This is a genomic window from Pseudomonas sp. 9.2(2024), from assembly GCF_039695385.1.
Lineage (GTDB): Bacteria > Pseudomonadota > Gammaproteobacteria > Pseudomonadales > Pseudomonadaceae > Aquipseudomonas > Aquipseudomonas paraglycinae.
This window is the reverse complement of record NZ_CP155585.1, coordinates 6,234,129-6,252,446: the sequence shown is the minus strand read 5'-3', so window position 1 is coordinate 6,252,446 and position 18,318 is coordinate 6,234,129. Positions and strand designations below refer to the sequence as shown.

The 18,318-nt window shown below is 62.0% G+C and carries 20 protein-coding genes; 12 read left to right on the top strand and 8 right to left on the bottom strand.

Translation table 11 applies throughout. The annotated features are described in order from the left end of the window. Positions 1 to 4: 4 nt before the first annotated feature. Both lysA and ABFB52_RS28370 read right to left on the bottom strand, forming a co-directional pair. Entirely contained in the window at positions 5 to 1,252 is a 1,248-nt protein-coding gene (gene lysA, locus ABFB52_RS28375) for a diaminopimelate decarboxylase (protein WP_007951889.1), read from the bottom strand. A 9-nt stretch (positions 1,253 to 1,261) separates the two neighbouring features. Beyond that, the gene (locus tag ABFB52_RS28370) at positions 1,262 to 1,435 is read right to left on the bottom strand and encodes a lipoprotein (protein ID WP_007951888.1); all 174 of its coding nucleotides are present in this window, start codon (positions 1,433 to 1,435) and stop codon (positions 1,262 to 1,264) included. Positions 1,436 to 1,674: 239 nt separating this feature from the next. On the opposite strand from ABFB52_RS28370, the gene cyaY reads away from it, so the two are divergent. The 3 genes from cyaY to rnk all read left to right on the top strand — a co-directional run bounded on the left by cyaY (position 1,675) and on the right by rnk (position 2,775). Next, positions 1,675 to 2,007 carry an iron donor protein CyaY gene (gene cyaY / locus ABFB52_RS28365; RefSeq protein ID WP_007951887.1) on the top strand — a complete coding sequence of 111 codons (333 nt, stop codon included), beginning with the start codon at positions 1,675 to 1,677 and terminating at the stop codon, positions 2,005 to 2,007. A 4-nt stretch (positions 2,008 to 2,011) separates the two neighbouring features. Further along, complete coding sequence (locus ABFB52_RS28360; RefSeq protein WP_045121669.1) at positions 2,012 to 2,236, top strand: DUF1289 domain-containing protein; 225 nt, start codon at positions 2,012 to 2,014, stop codon at positions 2,234 to 2,236. Between the two features lie 128 nt (positions 2,237 to 2,364). Next, positions 2,365 to 2,775, top strand: coding sequence for a nucleoside diphosphate kinase regulator (gene rnk, locus ABFB52_RS28355; RefSeq protein WP_102685857.1), 411 nt, complete (start codon positions 2,365 to 2,367; stop codon positions 2,773 to 2,775). Between the two features lie 6 nt (positions 2,776 to 2,781). Here the strand turns inward: rnk and ABFB52_RS28350 are convergent, their stop codons facing one another. The 3 genes from ABFB52_RS28350 to ABFB52_RS28340 all read right to left on the bottom strand — a co-directional run bounded on the left by ABFB52_RS28350 (position 2,782) and on the right by ABFB52_RS28340 (position 6,541). Then, on the bottom strand, positions 2,782 to 5,625 hold the full coding sequence (locus ABFB52_RS28350; RefSeq protein WP_129973026.1) for a class I adenylate cyclase: 2,844 nt from the start codon (positions 5,623 to 5,625) through the stop codon (positions 2,782 to 2,784). A 194-nt stretch (positions 5,626 to 5,819) separates the two neighbouring features. Continuing rightward, positions 5,820 to 6,065 carry a TIGR02647 family protein gene (locus ABFB52_RS28345; protein WP_007951883.1) on the bottom strand — a complete coding sequence of 82 codons (246 nt, stop codon included), beginning with the start codon at positions 6,063 to 6,065 and terminating at the stop codon, positions 5,820 to 5,822. A 191-nt stretch (positions 6,066 to 6,256) separates the two neighbouring features. Beyond that, complete coding sequence (locus ABFB52_RS28340; RefSeq protein ID WP_007951881.1) at positions 6,257 to 6,541, bottom strand: hypothetical protein; 285 nt, start codon at positions 6,539 to 6,541, stop codon at positions 6,257 to 6,259. 123 nt (positions 6,542 to 6,664) lie between these two features. Here ABFB52_RS28340 and ABFB52_RS28335 point away from each other — a divergent pair, with 123 nt between their 5' ends. Continuing rightward, a complete protein-coding gene (locus ABFB52_RS28335) occupies positions 6,665 to 7,324 on the top strand; it encodes a glutathione S-transferase (RefSeq protein WP_102685855.1) in 660 nt (219 codons plus the stop codon). A gap of 127 nt (positions 7,325 to 7,451) precedes the next feature. Here ABFB52_RS28335 and argH read toward each other — a convergent pair whose 3' ends face one another. Then, positions 7,452 to 8,846 carry an argininosuccinate lyase gene (argH, locus tag ABFB52_RS28330; protein ID WP_011336517.1) on the bottom strand — a complete coding sequence of 465 codons (1,395 nt, stop codon included), beginning with the start codon at positions 8,844 to 8,846 and terminating at the stop codon, positions 7,452 to 7,454. A 474-nt stretch (positions 8,847 to 9,320) separates the two neighbouring features. Here argH and ABFB52_RS28325 point away from each other — a divergent pair, with 474 nt between their 5' ends. From ABFB52_RS28325 to rsd, 7 genes are all read left to right on the top strand, one after another. Continuing rightward, entirely contained in the window at positions 9,321 to 10,067 is a 747-nt protein-coding gene (locus ABFB52_RS28325; protein WP_007951875.1) for a LytTR family DNA-binding domain-containing protein, read from the top strand. Between the two features lie 138 nt (positions 10,068 to 10,205). Then, positions 10,206 to 11,147 carry a hydroxymethylbilane synthase gene (gene hemC / locus ABFB52_RS28320; protein ID WP_129973025.1) on the top strand — a complete coding sequence of 314 codons (942 nt, stop codon included), beginning with the start codon at positions 10,206 to 10,208 and terminating at the stop codon, positions 11,145 to 11,147. Next, positions 11,144 to 11,911 (top strand): uroporphyrinogen-III synthase, encoded by a 768-nt coding sequence (locus ABFB52_RS28315; RefSeq protein WP_129973024.1) that lies wholly within the window; start codon positions 11,144 to 11,146, stop codon positions 11,909 to 11,911. The genes hemC and ABFB52_RS28315 overlap by 4 nt, the downstream gene beginning before the upstream one ends. A 16-nt stretch (positions 11,912 to 11,927) precedes the next feature. Continuing rightward, the gene (locus tag ABFB52_RS28310; protein ID WP_102717325.1) at positions 11,928 to 13,070 is read left to right on the top strand and encodes a uroporphyrinogen-III C-methyltransferase; all 1,143 of its coding nucleotides are present in this window, start codon (positions 11,928 to 11,930) and stop codon (positions 13,068 to 13,070) included. Next, on the top strand, positions 13,067 to 14,305 hold the full coding sequence (locus tag ABFB52_RS28305) for a heme biosynthesis protein HemY (RefSeq protein ID WP_102685852.1): 1,239 nt from the start codon (positions 13,067 to 13,069) through the stop codon (positions 14,303 to 14,305). The genes ABFB52_RS28310 and ABFB52_RS28305 overlap by 4 nt, the downstream gene beginning before the upstream one ends. A 219-nt stretch (positions 14,306 to 14,524) precedes the next feature. Next, positions 14,525 to 15,076, top strand: a complete 552-nt coding sequence (locus ABFB52_RS28300) for a disulfide bond formation protein B (RefSeq protein WP_085746773.1) — start codon at positions 14,525 to 14,527, stop codon at positions 15,074 to 15,076. A gap of 185 nt (positions 15,077 to 15,261) precedes the next feature. Next, the gene (gene rsd / locus ABFB52_RS28295; protein ID WP_102685851.1) at positions 15,262 to 15,720 is read left to right on the top strand and encodes a sigma D regulator; all 459 of its coding nucleotides are present in this window, start codon (positions 15,262 to 15,264) and stop codon (positions 15,718 to 15,720) included. A gap of 60 nt (positions 15,721 to 15,780) precedes the next feature. Here the strand turns inward: rsd and ABFB52_RS28290 are convergent, their stop codons facing one another. Beyond that, positions 15,781 to 16,446, bottom strand: coding sequence for an FKBP-type peptidyl-prolyl cis-trans isomerase (locus ABFB52_RS28290; RefSeq protein ID WP_085746772.1), 666 nt, complete (start codon positions 16,444 to 16,446; stop codon positions 15,781 to 15,783). Between the two features lie 192 nt (positions 16,447 to 16,638). Between ABFB52_RS28290 and ABFB52_RS28285 the strand changes: the two genes are divergently transcribed. Further along, positions 16,639 to 17,835: an AlgP family protein gene (locus ABFB52_RS28285; protein WP_129973023.1), complete on the top strand. Its 1,197-nt coding sequence runs from the start codon at positions 16,639 to 16,641 to the stop codon at positions 17,833 to 17,835. Here ABFB52_RS28285 and ABFB52_RS28280 read toward each other — a convergent pair. Next, complete coding sequence (locus ABFB52_RS28280; RefSeq protein WP_129973022.1) at positions 17,832 to 18,293, bottom strand: TIGR02444 family protein; 462 nt, start codon at positions 18,291 to 18,293, stop codon at positions 17,832 to 17,834. The genes ABFB52_RS28285 and ABFB52_RS28280 overlap by 4 nt on opposite strands. Positions 18,294 to 18,318 lie beyond the last annotated feature (25 nt).

Genomic DNA, 18,318 nt, shown 5'->3' with positions numbered 1-18,318 from the left:
GGGGTTACTCCGGCAGCAGGCTTTCGCCGGCAAACAGCTCGGCCACGGTCTCGCGGCGACGCACTTCAAATGCCTGATCACCATCCACCAGCACTTCGGCGGCACGGCCGCGAGTGTTGTAGTTGGAGCTCATCACGAAACCGTAGGCACCGGCCGAATGCACGGCCAGCAGATCGCCTTCTTCCAGCGCCAGTTCGCGTTCCTTGGCGAGGAAGTCGCCGGTTTCGCAGATCGGGCCGACGACGTCGTAGGTACGCGCAGCGGTCTCGCGTGGCTTGACCGGAGTCACGTCCATCCAGGCCTGGTACAGCGCCGGGCGGATCAGGTCGTTCATGGCCGCGTCGACGATGGCGAAGTCTTTGTGCTCGGTGTGCTTGAGGTACTCGACCTGCGTCAGCAGCACGCCGGCGTTGGCGACGATGAAGCGGCCCGGCTCGAACACCAGCGCCAGATCACGACCGACCAGACGCTCGCGCACAGCCTTGATGTAGTCGGCAGCCAATGGCGGCTCTTCATCGCGATAACGCACACCCAGGCCGCCACCGAGATCGATGTGGCGCAGGTGGATGCCGCAATCGCCGAGACGATCGACCAGATCCAGCAGACGGTCGAGGGCATCGAGGAACGGCGGCAGAGTGGTCAGTTGCGAACCGATGTGGCAGTCGACGCCGACCACTTCCAGGTTCGGCAGGTGCGCGGCACGCACGTACACGTCTTCGGCGTCGGCGATGGCGATGCCGAACTTGTTCTCTTTGAGACCGGTGGAAATGTACGGGTGGGTGCCAGCATCTACGTCCGGGTTCACGCGCAGCGAGATCGGCGCACGAACGCCCAGCTCGGCGGCGACCACTTGCAGGCGCTCGAGCTCGTCGGTGGATTCGACGTTGAAGCAATGCACGCCGACTTCCAGCGCACGGCGCATGTCGTCACGGGTCTTGCCGACGCCGGAGAACACGATCTTGTCCGGGCTGCCGCCGGCGGCCAGAACGCGTTCCAGCTCGCCACGGGAGACGATGTCGAAACCGGCGCCGATACGGGCCAGGACATTCAGGACGCCGAGGTTGGAGTTGGCCTTGACCGCGAAGCAGACCAGGTGCGGCATGCCGGCCAGCGCATCGGCGTAGGCCAGATACTGGGCCTCGATGTGCGCGCGGGAGTAGACGTAGGTGGGAGTGCCGAAGCGATCGGCGATGGCGGACAGCGCCACACCTTCCGCGAACAGTTCCCCGCCACGGTAGTTAAAAGCGTCCATGGCGATCCCTTAGTAAACGTCGTGCTTGTGTGCCTTGGAGACAGGCTGCTTTTGCGAAGACTGGGCTTGCTCGGCCGGGTCCTGATCTTCATCGGGCAGGTACAGCGGGCCTTTCTGACCGCAGGCCGAAACGAGACAGGCAACCGCGACGAGCGCAGCAAGGGAAGAGATCAGGCGCTTCATGGCGAAATCCTTGAAAATGCGTTAATTGCGCCGGAGTATACCGGCCACCCGGCAGCTTGCCTATGCGACGGAACTCCCGTCCGGCGGGGCTCGGGCTGCGGCGCGGAAACTTTTCCCGCGTGGCGGGTGGATATTTCGTCGCCTGGCAGGGCGCTTGGTCGTTATCCTTTGCAATCGGCTGGCAGCGTCCGTATCTTGCGGCGCTTGAGCCTGATCAGACATTTTTTGAGGTTGCCGCAATGAGTTTGTCCGAAGCCCGTTTCCACGATCTGGTCGATGAAACCCAGGAAAAACTGGAAGACATCTTCGACGACAGCGACCTGGACATCGACATGGAGAACTCGGCCGGTGTGCTGACCGTCAAGTTCGAGAACGGCACCCAGCTGATCTTCAGTCGTCAGGAACCGTTGCGTCAGCTGTGGCTGGCCGCGGTGTCCGGCGGTTTCCACTTCGACTACGACGAAGAAAGCGAACGCTGGATGTGCGACAAGAGCGAAGAACAGCTGGGCGAAATGCTCGAGCGCATCGTCAAGCAACAGGCCGGCACCGAATTCGATTTCGAAGGCCTGTGATTTCGTGACTGATACTGCACCCGTCCGTCCGCCGAAGCCGCTTTACAGCAACGTCAGCCCGGCCGTCCCTTCGCCGTGCACCGGAGTGTGCCGGCTGGATGAGCAGAAGGTCTGCCTCGGTTGCATGCGCCATGTCGAAGACATCCGCGAGTGGCGTTCGGCCGATGACGAGCGCCGCCGGGTGATTTGTGCGCAGGCCGCTCAGCGCCGGCAGCTCGCCGGAGCGTAGCTTGTATATTTTTTGAGCTGTGATAGTGTCCGGAAACGCCTCAACCCATCGAGGCCTGGTGAAAACCCCGTCTTTTTTGGCGGGGTTTTGCTTTTTTTGTGTGCAGAAGAAAGGAGTCTGCCCGGATCATGACCGCACCTTCCATCACCCTTACCCGTCTGGACGTGCAACGTCTGGAGCGCCTGATCGACAGCCTGGATGACACGCTGCCGGGCGTGATCGCGCTGCAAACCGAACTGGACCGCGCCGATACCCTGGTCGGTCACGATGAAGTGCCTGCCGATGTCGTGACGATGAATTCCCGTGTGCACTGCCGCGAAGAGAGCAGTGGCAAGGACTACCACCTGACCCTGGTCTACCCGAAGCACGCCAACGCCGACGAAGGCAAAGTCTCGATCCTGGCCCCGGTCGGCAGTGCGCTGCTGGGCTTGAAGGTTGGTCAGCACATCGACTGGCCGGCTCCGGGTGGCAAGATCCTGAAACTGACTTTGCTCGAAGTCGAATCGCAGCCGGCCAACGGCGGTGATTTCCCGGAGTAACCCGCCTCAGACCTGCTCGAGCGCCTCGTTCAGAGAGCGTTCCAGGTCGGCCTTGTAACGCAGATACAGATTGCTCGAACTCTGCCCGTCACCGATCACACCCGACAGGTCCAGGTCGGTGATGTAGCAGCGGTAGCGCTCGCTTTCCCGGCGCTGCCCGACGATCTCCCGGGCGACCACGCTGAACAGCTGGTCGCCATGTTCCAGCTCGCTGAATTCCCGTTGATTGCAATACAGCGTGACCTGCACTTCGCCGGGTGCGGCTTTGCCGACGATCGCCTGCACGTCGTAGAACGGTTTGTTGACCGGCGTCTGCGGCGCCGGGCGCATTTCGACCCGTCGTGCGCGTCCCGGCCCTGATGGCAATAACTGGTAATACAAGATTTCAAGGCTGGCGGCATGGCCCGCATCCATCGGCAGCAGCGCTTCGCGGCGGAACTGGATCGATTGCAGGAACCGCTGCAGCGGCACCAACAGGCTTTGCTCGTCGTGATAGGGCAAGTGCTGTTGCCACAGCGCATTGAACTCGTCGAGTACGTACAGCTCGGCGGTTCGCTCGGTGATCCGGTAGAACACCTGAATGCATTCGGGCTGGCCCATCGGCAGGATCAACGCCAGGTCGTGGTCTTCCAGCGCCATCGGGTCCAGGTGCAGCGGGCTGTAGCGCGGCTGTTCCTCGCCCAGGTAATCGAGCAGCGCCGGCAGGGTGGCGAGGGCGACATGGCTGACCTGGCCCGGCACCAGCTCCAGCACGTGATAGTGCTGCTGCACCTGGATCAGGTAGCGGTGATTCAGATCACTGAGCAACAGGGTCTGCGCGGTGTCGACGATTTCTTCCACCCGGCGGGCGATGAACTGCGCGCGGTTGTGACAGAAACAGCGCACCCGCAGCGACGGCTGCTGCGATCCACGCGGCAGGTTGTTGAGGTAATCGCGCAGGCAGTCCATCAAGGCATGCGGGCCGTCGAAGCGATTGACCAGCACTTCGTTCCAGCTGTTGAGCGTGACCTGATCCAGGGTCAGCACCAGGTTTTCGCGTACGCCGGCGTAGCTCAGGGAGTCCGTGCGTTCGGTGGTCATCAGGATGTTGAGGTCGCGGTGATGTTTGAGCGGGTCGACCCCGACATTCACCAGCATCAGCACTTCGCTCGGCACGGCGGCGCGCAGCAGCGGTTCTTCGGCGACGGTCGACAAGGGCAGGGCGATGCTTTGTTGCAGGCTGCCGAGCAGGTTGAACAGCTCGAACTCGCTCAAATCGCTGGTGCCGGGGTGCAGGGCCAGTCGGGTGCTGCTGTCGATCACGCCGTTGCGGTGGCACCAGGTCAGCAGTTCGAGCAACTCGCGGCTGCGCTTGATCGGCGCGAAGTGTTCCCACTCCAGCGCCGTCAGGCTGCCGTTGTACAGGCCCCACTGGGTTTGTCCCGGTTCCTTTTTGTTCGGCGATTGCACCAGGGTCAGGGTGTCTTCGGCCAGGTCCGGGGCGATGCCGGGGTTGATGAACTCGACCTTGTCGGCCTTGCGTTCGAATGCTGCATACAGGCGCCGGCCTAGAACGTTGAGGTCGCGCTTGTTGATCAGGCTGACAGTCTGTTCGGTGCGGGCGAACTGGGTCAGGAAGCGGTAGCTGTAATTCAGTTCGTTGACCAGCGCCCGGCGCTCGGCGCTGACCTGGCGGACTTTCCACTGGCTGCGGCTGTCGAGCAGCGCCAGTTGCCGCTGATCCCAGTGCCATTCGCTGGCCAGTCTTTCCAGCAGTGAACGCTGCCAGCTCTGGGTGCGGGTGTTGCCGGTGAGCTTGCGGTTGACCTTGAGGTACAGCGCGCGGCGTACCAGCTCCAGGCGCTCCGGCTCGTTGCGCGCAGTGAGGTATTCCTCGATCCGCCGGTAGACCACCATGTACGGGTCCAGCTCGTCGAGATCCAGCCGGTTGGCGAACACCGCCTGCTTGAAGCGCAGGCTCAGACATTGCACCTGCGGATGTTCGCTGGCGTAAACCTCGGTCAGCAGCAGCTTGAGCACCGATTTGTAAGGTGACTCGATGCCTTTGAACAGTTGCCACAGCCCGGCGCCGACGAACTCGCCCGGCGGAATGTGCGCCATCGGCCCCAGGTCGAGGGTTTCATCATTGCGGATGAAACGTTTGGAAATCAGCGTGTGGGTGTACGCGTCGTAGGCACGTTCTTCGTAGACCGGCACCAGCCACCAGATCGGCGTGCGCCCGGCGAGCCAGATCGCGGTGCGGTAGAACTCGTCCAGCAGCAGGTAATGCTGGGTGGTGCCGCAATCTTCGGAGCTGAGCTGGGTGTCGCGTTCGCCTTTGACGAAACGCACCGGGTCGATCAGGAAAAAGTGCGCCTCGGCCCCCTGGCTGGCGGCCCAGGTTTCGAGCACCTGGCATTTCTTGCGCAGCTCGGCCAGTTCACTGTCGCTCAGGTCGGGGGCGTGGCAGACCCACACATCCATGTCGCTCTGGTCGGCCTGGGCCAGCGTGCCGAGGCTGCCCATCAGGAACAGTCCGTGAATCGGCCGTGGCGGGTTGCTGCCGTGACGCGGCTTATAGGAGAACGAGCGCGTCAGGCGCTGAGCTTCGGCCAGCACATCGGCGTCGGGTTCGTAATTCGACAGCCCGGCCGGCGTACTGCCCGAGACATAGCCGGGCAGCAGCGGATGATTGACGTGGAAAAACAGTGGCAGCAGCGTGAGCACGCTTTGCTGGCGCGTCGACAGACCTTCCAGCGCCCGGTTCAGGCGGCCTTCATTGAGTTTCAGAAAACGTGCACGTAGCTGGCTGAGTACCTTGCGGTCGATGCCTTCGTCCAGGTCGGGGCGGATTTCATGGGTGCGGGTCATGTCGGCTCAAACCGGCGCGCAGGGCTCGGAGGCAAATGGTCTCGGGTGTCCGGGAGTTTAGCGCCTGAGCGACAGGAGTTTTAAGCTGAATTTGTTTTTTGACGTCAGATTTCTATCGCGCGGCGATGGTCGACGTTCATGGCTGGCCCGCGGAAATCCCGTGGCAGGGGTTTCCGTGGGCAAAGTCGGGAGGATCAGGCGGTTTGTTGCTCTTTGAGAATCGTCAGTACGGTTTGCACGTTCTGTGCGGCATCGCGACCGAGGCTGGTCAGGTAACCGCCATCAGGCTGGTCTGTCAGTTCTTTTTCGAACAGGCGTTGTGCGGCGGCAATGTGCTTCGGGGCAGCGGTCTGATGAATTTTCAGACCTTCCTGGGAACTGTCCAGGTTGAAGAGTGCGAGGACTTCCAGTTCGGCAACCAACTCAGGGGTAAGCGACATAAGGACTCCAGACTTTCTAGGAATTGGACGACAGCGCCCCTAAGGTGAACCTGCCGGCGCGGCCTGTCCAGTGCGCGTGTCAGGGTTTTTATCCCGGGGTGGATTCCAGTGTAGTCAGGGGGCGGCAGAAGGCCGCGAAGATGGGTGACAAATTGTGTGGGAGCAGGTCTGCTCCCACAGCGAGGGGCCGTTTACTGCTTTTCCGGTGGCAACTCGGGCAGTGCGCGCAGCGCGGTTTCGTACCACTCGGTATCGAAAGCACGGTCTTCGTCGAGCATCGCGTCGATTTCACAGGCCAGCACGTGGGCCATCAGATTCAGGATGTCATCACGCTCGTAACCGACCAGCGTCAGCTTGTTGAAGGTTGCCTTGGCCGCTGGCGGGTTGTCGCTTTCGATCTGGTTCTCGATCGCTTCGATCAGCGTCGATTCGGTGAACTCTTCTTCATCATTGTCGATGTCAGTCGGCTCGCTCATGGCAGGCTCCTCAAGGAAAGGCGCCAGTTTACCCGCATTCAGCAGCGTGATGCTGCTGGCGCGAATCCCTGGTGCGATCTATAAACAGGCACTGCCCACCCCGCACGGCCTGGAGGCTATGTGATGTTCAAGCTCTATGGATTCTCCGTCAGCAACTACTACAACATGGTCAAACTGGCGCTGCTGGAAAAAGGCCTGCCGTTCGAGGAGGTCACGTTCTACCCGACGCCTACGCCTGAGTCTCTGGCCATCAGCCCGCGTGGCAAGGTGCCGGTGCTGGGGGCCGAAGGTGGTTACATCAACGAAACGATGGTGATGCTCGAATACCTCGAAAGCAGTCAAAAGGGTGTCCCGCTGCTGCCGACCGAGCCGTTTGCCCGCGCTCAGGTGCTGGCAGTGGCCAAGGAAATCGAGCTGTATATCGAGCTGCCGGCCCGAGCCTGTTACGGCGAAGCGTTTTTCGGTACGGCGCTGCCGGAGGCGATCAAGGAAAAAACCAAGGCTGAATTGCTGCTGGGTTTTGCGGCGCTGGGGCGCCACGGCAAGTTCGCTCCGTATGTGGCGGGCGACAGCTTGAGCATTGCGGATTTGTACTTCCTCTACAGCGTGCCGTTGGCAGTTGCGGTGGGGCACAAGCTGTTCGGTCTGGATTTGCTGGCGCAGATGCCGAAGGCCAAGGCACTGCTGGAGCGACTTGAGCAGAATCCAAATGTGCAGAAGATTGCGGCGGACAAGGATGCGGCGATGCCGGCGTTTTTGGCGATGATCGCAGCCAAAAAGTAGCATTTTGTAGCGTTTTGAAATCAGTCATCGCGGGCAAGCCCGCTCCCACAGGGTTTTCGGTTGAAACACAATTGCATGTTCGACACTGAACCTGTGGGAGCTGGCTTGCCAGCGATGTTTTTGGCTTTTAGCGGCTGGCGATCAGCGCCTGACCACGAACCACGGCAGCCTTGACCTGCGCCGGCGCAGTGCCGCCGATGTGGTCACGGGCATTCACCGAGCCTTCCAGGGTCAGCACGGCAAACACGTCCTGCTCGATCTGGTCGCTGAACTGGCGCAGTTCTTCCAGGCTCATTTCCGCCAGATCCTTGCCGGTGTCGACGCCGTACTTCACGGCATGACCGACGATCTCGTGGCAATCACGGAACGGCAGGCCACGGCGTACCAGGTAGTCGGCCAGGTCAGTGGCGGTGGAGAAGCCGCGCAGCGCCGCTTCACGCATGATCGCGTGTTTCGGCTTGATCGCCGGGATCATGTCGGCAAAGGCGCGCAACGAGTCGCGCAGGGTGTCGGCGGCGTCGAACAGCGGTTCCTTGTCTTCCTGGTTGTCCTTGTTGTAGGCCAGCGGCTGGCCTTTCATCAGGGTCAGCAGGCCCATCAGCGCACCGAACACTCGGCCGGTCTTGCCGCGTACCAGCTCTGGCACGTCGGGGTTTTTCTTTTGCGGCATGATCGAGCTGCCGGTGCAGAAACGGTCCGGCAGATCGATGAACTGGAACTGCGCGCTGGTCCACAGTACCAGCTCTTCGGAGAAGCGCGACAGGTGCATCATCGCGATGCTGGCGGCCGAGCAGAATTCGATGGCGAAGTCGCGGTCGGACACGTTGTCCAGCGAGTTGCCGCCGACGGCGTCGAAGCCCAGCAGTTGCGCGGTGTATTCGCGGTCGATCGGGTAAGTGGTGCCGGCCAGCGCGGCGCTGCCCAGCGGCATGCGGTTGGTGCGCTTGCGGCAGTCGACCAGACGCTCGTAGTCGCGGCTGAGCATTTCGAACCAGGCCAGCATGTGGTGCCCGAAGGTCACTGGCTGAGCGGTCTGCAGGTGGGTGAAGCCCGGCATGATGCTGGCGGCTTCACGCTCGGCCTGCTCCAGCAGGCCTTTTTGCAGGCGGGTGATTTCGCTCAGGATCAGGTCGATCTCGTCACGCAGCCACAGGCGGATGTCGGTGGCGACCTGGTCGTTGCGGCTGCGGCCGGTGTGCAGCTTCTTGCCGGTGACGCCGATGCGGTCGGTCAGGCGTGCTTCGATGTTCATGTGCACGTCTTCGAGGTCGACGCGCCAGTCGAACTGGCCGGCCTCGATTTCGCCCTGGATGGTCTTCAGGCCATCGATGATGCTGTCGCGCTCGGCATCCGTCAGCACGCCGACCTTGGCCAGCATGGTGGCGTGGGCGATCGAGCCCATGATGTCGTGGCGATACAGGCGCTGGTCGAAAGTGACGGAGGCGGTGAAGCGGGCGACGAAGGCGTCGACGGGTTCACTGAAGCGGCCGCCCCAGGACTGATTGGTCTTGTCAGTGCTCATGAATTCGCTCGTATCGGCTTGAAGAAAGAAGGCGTGAAACGCTGGCGCGGATAATAACAGGGTTGCCAATCCTGTCGCTGACACTGGTCGATACGTTTTTTTCTCATGGCCTGATCCATAGTCGCCGGTGTCGCCGGGGGATTTGCGCAAGGATATTTTTCGTTTGAGCAATATCGGCCCGACGAGCGTCTACAGTAGGACATAGGGGTCGACGTGGCGGCGGATCGCGCAAAGGTCCGGCCACCGACTATAAGAAGAGAGAGGGGTGGGTGTATTGGCCATTGGCATACCCTGCGTAAAACGCAGTCGGCGACGGGCGTCAGGCGGTACGTTGCAGGTGTCGGCAAATATTGCCGGCCGACGTACGGCACTTTTTGGCGCTCGCGCTAGTCTTAGCGTGGATCGCGGTGACGGACGTCACTCCACTTGTCTACGCTATCCTTGTGCGAGACTCACGCAGGAATCCAGCGCAATATGAATGTCCTGATCGTTGATGACGAACCACTGGCCCGCGAGCGACTCAGCCGAATGGTGAGCGAGCTCGAGGGCTACACAGTCCTGGAGCCCAGCGCCACCAATGGCGAAGAGGCGTTGGCGCTGATCGACAGCCACAAGCCGGATATCGTGCTGCTCGATATCCGCATGCCGGGCCTCGATGGCCTGCAGGTGGCTGCCCGTCTGTGCGAACGCGAAACCCCGCCAGCCGTGGTGTTTTGCGCAGGTCCCGATGAATTTGCCGTGGAAGCCCTGCAGGCCAGCGCCGTGGGCTATGTGGTGAAACCCGTGCGAACCGAACATCTGCATGACGCCCTGAAACGGGCTGAACGTCCCAACCGGGCCCAACTCTCGGCCCTGACCCGTCCTGCCGCCGAAAGCGGTAACGGCCCGCGCAGCCACATCAGCGCCCGGACCCGCAAAGGCATCGAATTGATCCCGCTGGATCAGGTGGTGTACTTCATTGCCGACCACAAATACGTGACCTTGCGCCACGAAGGTGGCGAAGTCCTTCTGGATGAACCGCTCAAGGCGCTGGAAGACGAATTCGGCGAGCGCTTCGTGCGGATCCACCGCAACGCGCTGGTCGCCCGCGACCGCATCGAGCGATTGCAGCGCACACCGCTGGGCCACTTCCAGTTGTTCCTCAAGGGCCTCAACGGAGATGCGCTGATCGTCAGCCGCCGGCATGTGGCGGGCGTGCGCAAAATGATGCAGGGGCTTTAGTCCGCAGGCTCCGGGCGGTTCTTCGTTTCATTCACCAGGCATCGCAGGCCAGGGAGGCCACGCCGTTTCTGATTCAGGTCAAAGTGGATTTGGCTGAGCTGTTATTATCCGCCGTATCTATTCAGTACGGATTGATCCATGTCCTCTCGCGAAATCCGCATCGCCACCCGCAAAAGTGCTCTGGCCCTCTGGCAGGCCGAATACGTCAAAGCCCGTCTGGAAGCAGCCCACCCGGGCCTGCTGGTGACGCTGGTGCCCATGGTCAGTCGCGGCGACAAGCTGCTTGATTCGCCCCTGTCGAAAATCGGCGGCAAGGGCCTGTTCGTCAAGGAACTGGAAACCGCGCTGCTGGAAAACGAAGCAGACATCGCCGTGCATTCGATGAAGGACGTGCCGATGGATTTCCCCGAAGGCCTCGGTCTGTTCTGCATCTGCGAGCGCGAAGATCCCCGTGACGCGTTTGTCTCCAATACGTATTCCAGCCTCGATGCGTTGGCAGCCGGCAGCATCGTCGGCACCTCCAGCCTGCGTCGCCAGGCACAGTTGCTGACGCGCCGTCCGGATCTCGAGATCCGTTTCCTGCGCGGTAACGTCAACACCCGTCTGGCCAAGCTCGACGCCGGCGAGTACGACGCGATCATCCTCGCGGCAGCCGGTCTGATCCGCCTCGGTTTCGAAGACCGCATCACCTCGGCCATCAGCGTCGACGACAGCCTGCCGGCCGGTGGCCAGGGCGCCGTCGGTATCGAATGCCGCAGCGCCGACGCTGAGATTCATGCCTTGCTCGCGCCCCTGCATCACGCCGACACCGCCGACCGTGTCACCGCCGAGCGTGCCCTCAACAAACATCTGAATGGCGGCTGCCAGGTGCCGATCGCCTGCTACGCCGTACTCGAAGGCGATCAGTTGTGGCTGCGCGGTCTGGTGGGCGAGCCGAGCGGCGGCAAGCTGCTCAGCGCACAGGCTCGTGCACCGCGTGCCGCAGCCGAGACGCTGGGTGTGCAGGTGGCCGAAGACCTGCTCAGCCAGGGCGCCGACGATATTCTCAAGGCAGTCTACGGCGAGGCAGGTCACGAGTGACCGCCTGGCGCCTGCTGCTGACGCGCCCGGCGGAGGACTGTTCGGCGCTCGCCGCCGTGCTGGCCGAGCAAGGGTTTTTCAGCAGCTGTCTGCCGCTTTTGGAAATCGCGCCCCTGCCGGTCTCTGACACAATGCGCCGCACGATCACGCAACTGCCGCGTTACAGCGCGGTGATCGTGGTCAGCAAACCGGCGGCGCGGATCGCGGTGGATCTGCTCGACTCTTTGGGTCTGGCGACTCCGACGATGCCGTGGTTCAGCGTGGGTGCAGCGACCGCCGCTATCCTTCGGGATCGGGGGCTGGATGTGAGCTTCCCGGACGCGGGCGACGACAGCGAAGCCTTGCTGCAATTGCCGCGTCTGCTGGCGGCGGTGGCAGAGCCCGGCTCGCAGGTGTTGATCCTGCGCGGGGAGGGCGGACGCGAGCTGCTGGCCGAGCGCCTGCGCGCGCTTGGTGCTAGTGTCGAATACTTGGAGTTGTACCGTCGCGACCTGCCGGACTATCCGCCGCAGGAGCTGCCCCGCAGGATTGCAGCGGAACGCCTGAACGGGCTGGTGGTCAGCAGTGGACAGGGTTTCGAGCACCTGCGCCAACTGGCTGGCGACAGCTGGCCTGTACTTGCGCAGTTGCCGTTGTTTGTTCCAAGCCCAAGGGTTGCCGAGCAGGCCAGTGCCGCCGGGGCCCGAACAGTTGTGGATTGTCGCGGCGCGAGTGCCGCGGCCTTGCTGACGGCGTTACGGGAGCATCCCGTGCCCGTTCTCTAATGCAAAGGATGGATACGTGAGCGAAACAGCCTTGCCTAAAGATGACGTTCAACCTGTGATCGATGCACCGGTTGATGCACCGCCACCGGCCGCGGAACCGCGCCGAGGCAACGGATTGGCCATTCTCGCGCTGCTGCTCGGCGCCGCCGGTGTTGCGGTGGGTGGCTGGGGTGTCTGGCAGGTGCGACACCTGCAGACCAGCACTCAGAATCAGTTGAGCCAGGTCCAGGCGTTGAACGATCAGGCCCAGACCCTGAAGCTCAATGAGCAACGACTGACCGAGCGCCTCGCGCAATTGCCCGGCGCCGATGAACTTGCCGATCGCCAGCGTCTGGTGTCGCAACTTCAGGGCGATCAGCAGCGCCTCAATCAACGTCTGGAAACCGTCCTTGGCGCCAGCCGCAAGGACTGGCGTCTGGCCGAGGCCGAGCACTTGCTGCGTCTGGCCAGCCTGCGTCTTTCCGCCCTCCAGGACATCAGCAGCGCCCAGGCGCTGGTGCAGGGTGCCGATGAAATCCTGCGCGAGCAGAATGATCCCGGCTCGTTCGCCGCTCGTGAGCAAGTGGCGAAAACCCTGGTGGCGCTGCGCAGCACCGAGCAACCGGATCGCACCGGGCTGTTCCTGCGCCTGGGCGCCTTGCGTGATCAGGTCGTCGGCCTCACCGAGCTGGCGCCGGAATACAAGGATCGCGGCGATTCGCTGCTGGGCCTGACCTCCGATGGCGACGGCGCCAGTCGCTGGGCGCAGTGGTGGGATCAGATCTCGCGCTACATCCGCATCGATTTCAACGCTGACAAAAATGTTCGGCCGCTGCTTGCTGGCCAGAGTCTGAGCCAGGTGCGTCTGGCCCTGAGCCTTTCGCTCGAACAGGCGCAATGGGCCGCGCTCAACGGTCAGGCGCCGGTGTACACCCAGGCCCTTGCAGAAGCGCGTGACGTCCTCACGGGCAACTTCAATCCGGACAACCCGCAGAGCAAGATCATGCTCGAGCAGGTCGCGGAATTGAGCAAGCAACCGGTTACCGTCAACACGCCGGATCTCGCTGGAACCTTGAGTGCGGTTCAGGCGTATCTGGAGCGCCGTAACGTCAACGCCGAAGACTCGGTGAAACCCTTCGCCAAACCAGCCGCCAGCACCGCGCAGGAGGCGACACCATGAAGCGCCTGTATGTGATCGTGTTTCTGGTGATCGCGGCAACGGCGGCGCTGGGCCTGGCGATTGCCGAGCATTCCGGATACGTGCTGGTCGCCTACAAAAGCTTTCGTTATGAATCGAGCCTGTGGGCGACCCTGGCGGTGGTGGCGGTGCTGTGGCTGCTGGTCTGGGGTATCAAGGCGCTGGTCGAACTGGTGCTGACCTCGGGCGGCGTGGTCAATCCCTGGTCGCGTCGCAACCGCAGCCGTCGCGTGCAAGTGGCGATCGAGCACGGTCAGCTCGATCTGGCCGAAGGTCGCTGGGCCAGTGCCCAACGTCACCTTTACCGGGCCGCCGAAGCCGAGCGTCAGCCGTTGCTCTATTACCTGGGTGCCGCCCGCGCCGCCAACGAACAAGGCAACTACGAGGAAAGCGATCGCCTGCTGGAACGCGCCCTCGAGCGTCAGCCGCAGGCCGAGCTGGCGATCGCCCTCAGCCATGCGCAGTTGCAGACCGATCGTGGTGATACCGATGGGGCGCTGGTCACCTTGCAGGCGATGCACGAGCGCCATCCGCACAATGTCCAGACCTTGCGTCAATTGCAGCGTCTGCATCAGCAGCGCGGTGACTGGTCGTCGGTGATCCGGCTGTTGCCGGAGCTGCGCAAAGACAAAGTCCTGCCACCGGCCGAACTGTCCGAGCTCGAGCGTCGTGCCTGGGGGGAAAACCTTTCCCTGGCGGCCCAGCGTGAAGAGGATGGAGCCGTCGGTTTGCAGTCGCTCAACCGCGCCTGGCAGCAACTGACTTCTGCCCAGCGCCAGGAGCCGGCGCTGGTGTTGGCCTATGCCGAGCAATTGCGTCAGTTGGGCGCTCAGGTCGAAGCGGAAGAAGTGCTGCGCACGGCGCTCAAGCGCAAGTACGACAGCCATCTGGCGCGCCTTTACGGTCTGGTGCGCGGCAGCGATCCGGCGCGTCAGTTGCAGACGGCCGAAGGCTGGCTCAAGGATCATCCGGGTGATGCCAGCCTGCTGCTGACGCTGGGGCGCCTGTGCCTGCAAGCCAGCCTGTGGGGCAAGGCACGGGACTATCTGGAAAGCAGCCTGCGAGTACAGCGCAATCCGGAAGCGTGCGCCGAATTGGCGCGCCTGCTGGCCCGGCTGGGTGACACCGAGCGCAGCAACCTGCTGTTCCAGGAAGGACTCGGTATGCTGGATGAACGACTTTTGGCTTCGCCATTGCCCGTAGCCGTTCGGGCGTGATCAGAAAGGAGGAGCGTGCTCCTCCTTTTCTTTCCGATGACGGAATAGTTACCGTTAAATCTCCTCCAGAGCAACGTCCTACAGAGGGCTACACCGAATCCTTCGGTGCCTGTCGGGATTTCCCTACACTTCTGCTGAAGTGTCGCCAGTGACCTGCCTTGAAAGCCCGAGGCCCTTTCCTCTACCGTAACTGCCTGTCTTTATTGTTACGGATAAGCCATGTCGTTGGCCTGCTCACGCTCCCTGTTCTTTATGGCTTTTACTGCGGGGATTCTGGCCCTGGGAGCTTCCTATTACCTTGAATATGCGGTCGGTCTGGTGCCTTGCAGTCTGTGTCTGGTCCAGCGTCTGTTCATGAGCGTCCTCACCCTTTGTTGTGGTGTGGCTGCGATCCATGGGCCGCAACGTGTCGGTCTGTCGCTTTACTGGATGATGGCGTTGCTCACCAGTCTTGGCGGGACGACAGCGGCGTGGCGGCAAGTGCTGCTGCAAGGTGATTCCCTGCAAAGGTTGGCGCATTGCGCGCCGGGTCCGGAAGAAATGTTCAGCAGCCTGCCGTGGTTATGCGCGCTGATGCGGATGTTCAACGATACGGCCGATTGCGCGGAATTGTCCTGGACGCTGTTCGATCTGAGCATTCCGGAGTGGAGCCTGCTGTTTTTTGTGGGGATGTCGATCCTGGCCGTTTACCAGTTGCTGCGGCAGGTCTGGATGGCGTTGCAGCAACCGCTCAGCGGCCAACCGTCGCACCCGGTGCTGGTCAGGGATTAAACACTTGTATGAACTTTCTCTCCTGCGTACCTTGAAGCCATAGGCGTGCGGGCATAATCTGGCCCGCACGTGTCATTGGAATTGTGTTGCTCGATGACGCTCTGCCTGGCCGCCTCTCAAAGCAATATTCACAAGAAGGGGCGCGGGTGTAGAGCAGCATGACCCACAAGGGAAGAGAGATCGCCATGCTCGAAAGTTGTCAGAATGCTCAGGAACGTTGGGGTGGAGTTCATCTGCTGATCGACCGCTGGCTGCAGGAGCGTGAGGAATTGATCGCGGCCTATGACAAGCTGGGCGCCAAACCTCAGGCACTGTCCGAGGATCGAAAGCCCTTGCAGGAATTCTGCGGCGTGCTGGTCGATTACGTCTCGGCCGGCCACTTCGAGATCTACGAACAGCTGACGGGCGAGGCCAAGGCCTTCAACGACAAGCGCGGCCTGGAACTGGCCGAGACGATCTATCCGCGGATCGATGTCATCACCGAAAAACTGCTCGCGTTCAACGACCTTTGCGATGAAGGCAGATGCGTTGCGGAGAAATTCAAGGAGCTGGGCGGCCTGCTCCACGAGCGCTTCGAACTGGAAGACTGCCTGATCGAAGTGCTGCATACCGCACACAAGGAAGAGGATTCGGTTCAGGCCTGAATCGGACTTCGCAAGACACAGAAACGGTGCGCCCACAGCGCACCGTTTTTTATTGGGCGATCAACTGGTCGCGCCGCGCAATTCCACTTCGAACACCAGCGGTGTGAACGGCGCGATCAAGTCGCCGGCACCGTCGGCGCCGTACGCTTGATCCGATGGAATCACCAGACGCCACTTCGCGCCGACCGGCATGTTCTGCAACGCGGTGCGCCAGCCGGCGATCACGCTGTCGAGATTGAACCACTGCGGCTGGCTGTTCTGATCGAACACGGTGCCGTCGGGCAATCGACCGATGTACAGCACCTGCACTTTTCCATCCGGACCGGCCTTCGTGCCATTCCCCGGCGCCAGCTCGGTCAGCAGGATGCCGTCGGCCAACTCCTTCACACCCGGTTTGGCTTTTTCGGCGGTGAGAAAACGTCGCTCGCTTTCCATCGCCGCTTCAGTCGAAGGCATCGCCGCCTGCTCGGCTGTCTGCGATTCGTGATCGGCGAGGATCTGCTCGATGCGTGCTTCGCTCAATGCCAGCGGCTTGCCTTGATAGGCCTGTTGCAGGCCTTCGATCAACGCCTGAATCTGGAGCTGCGGCACTTCCTGACGCAGCCGTTCGCCGAGGCTGGCACCAAGGCTGTAAGCCAGATCGTGAGCGTCATTCGCGGTGGTTTTTTCGTCGGCCTGAGCCACGGAAAAAATCATGCAGAGGGATAAAAAAAGGTAGCGCGACATGGGCACTCTCCGTCCTGAATTGCGGTGGATTATGCCAGCGCGAACGTCTGCAACGGTGAACTGCTTTTGCCAATGCGCAGAAGTTTTTCGCAAGCCTGCAACCGAGTGCTTTCGATACTGTCAACATGCCCTAGCGGCGGTAGCAGCAGAGGTCTAGTATGAGCCGCACTCACGTCAGCCAGGAGGTAAACCATGTCGGCCACCAAGAAGCCTGTAAACACTCCGTTGCATTTACTCCAACAACTCTCGGGCAGCCTGCTCGAGCATCTGGAAAACGCTTGCTCCCAAGCCTTGGCTGATGCTGAAAAACTGCTCGCCAAACTGGAAAAGCAACGCGGCAAGGCGCAAGAAAAACTGCACAAATCCCGCACCAAATTGCAGGACGCAGCAGCAGCCGGTAAAGCCAAGGCGCAGACCAAGGCCAAGGCTGCCGTGAAGGAACTCGAAGACCTGCTCGATGCGCTGAAGGATCGTCAGTCCGATACCCGCAGCTACATTCTGCAACTCAAACGCGATGCCCAGGAAAGCCTGAAACTGGCCCAGGGTGTCGGTCGTGTTCAAGAGGCTGTCGGCAAGGCGCTGTCCCTGCGTTCGGCTAAACCTGCAGCGGCACCTGCGAAAAAAGCGGCCGCCAAACCTGCTGCAAAAGCACCGGCCAAATCGCCTGCCAAAGCGCCAGTGAAAGTCGCTGCAAAACCAGCCGCGAAGAAACCCGCAGCCGCCAGCGCTGCCAAACCTGCGGCTAAAACCACAGCGGCCAAACCAGCTGCCGCCAAGCCGGCTGCTGCAAAACCAGCTGCCAAGCCTGCGGCGAAAACCGCTGCTGCGAAAGCGGCTCCGGCAAGAACTGCCGCTGCAAAACCAGCTGCCAAGCCAGCCACCAAAGCAGCCGCCAAGCCGGCAGCAAAACCAGCCGTTAAAGCCGCCGCTAAACCAGCCGCTAAAACTGCTGCTGCCAAGCCTGCGGCGAAAACCGCTGCCAAGCCGGTTGCTGCCAAACCTGCAGCCAAAGCGGCGGCTAAACCAGCGGCCAAGCCTGCGGCAAAACCCGCTGCAAAACCAGCGGCCAAACCGGCTGCTGCAGCGAAGCCTGCAACGACCGCCGCCAAGCCAGCGGCCGCTGCAAAACCGGCCGCCAAGCCAGCCGCGAAACCTGCTGCAAAACCAGCAGTGAAAAAACCTGCCGTTGCCAAGCCAGCTGCCGCCAAGCCAGCAGCAAAACCAGCTGCAGCAAAACCGGCCACTGCACCTGCTGCCAAACCTGCCGCACCGGCAACCCCGGCTCCGACCGCAGCACCGGCATCCGCCGCCACTACCTCGACCACCGCAACCACGCCATCGTCGGCGCCGGTGTCGAGCGTCACCAGCAACCCGTCCAGCGCTTCCTAAGTGTCGGTCGCCGCGACGCGCAGCACTTGCAGCGCGTCGCGGTTCAGGTTGGCCGCAGGGCCGGCCAGCACTTCCAGCCAGTCACTCGATTCCTTCGAATGACGCTTCCAGCCTTGCGCGGCACCTTCCAGTCGTGACAGCAGCGCACGCTCCGCCTCCAGCTCCAATCCCTTGATCTGCTCGCGCATCCCCTTGAGCAACGGATCGGTTTCGGCCAGGGCTTTCCACTGCATGCGCAATGTGCGCAACGGTTGCACCACCTCCCGGTCCCAAGGCTCTGTCAGTTCCAGAAGCTGTCGCGCACGCGCCTCGTCACAGGTGGCATCGCGTTGTTCCAGCCATAAACCGCACAGCATCAGGCACACGTTGGCCCCCGCCGATTGCAGGCGCAGGCAGGCATCCTCCACGCCGGGACGGGCGTAGACGGCAAGGGCAAAGCTCCACAGGTCAGAGGACATCGTGCTACTCGCGCCAGTTGCGGGG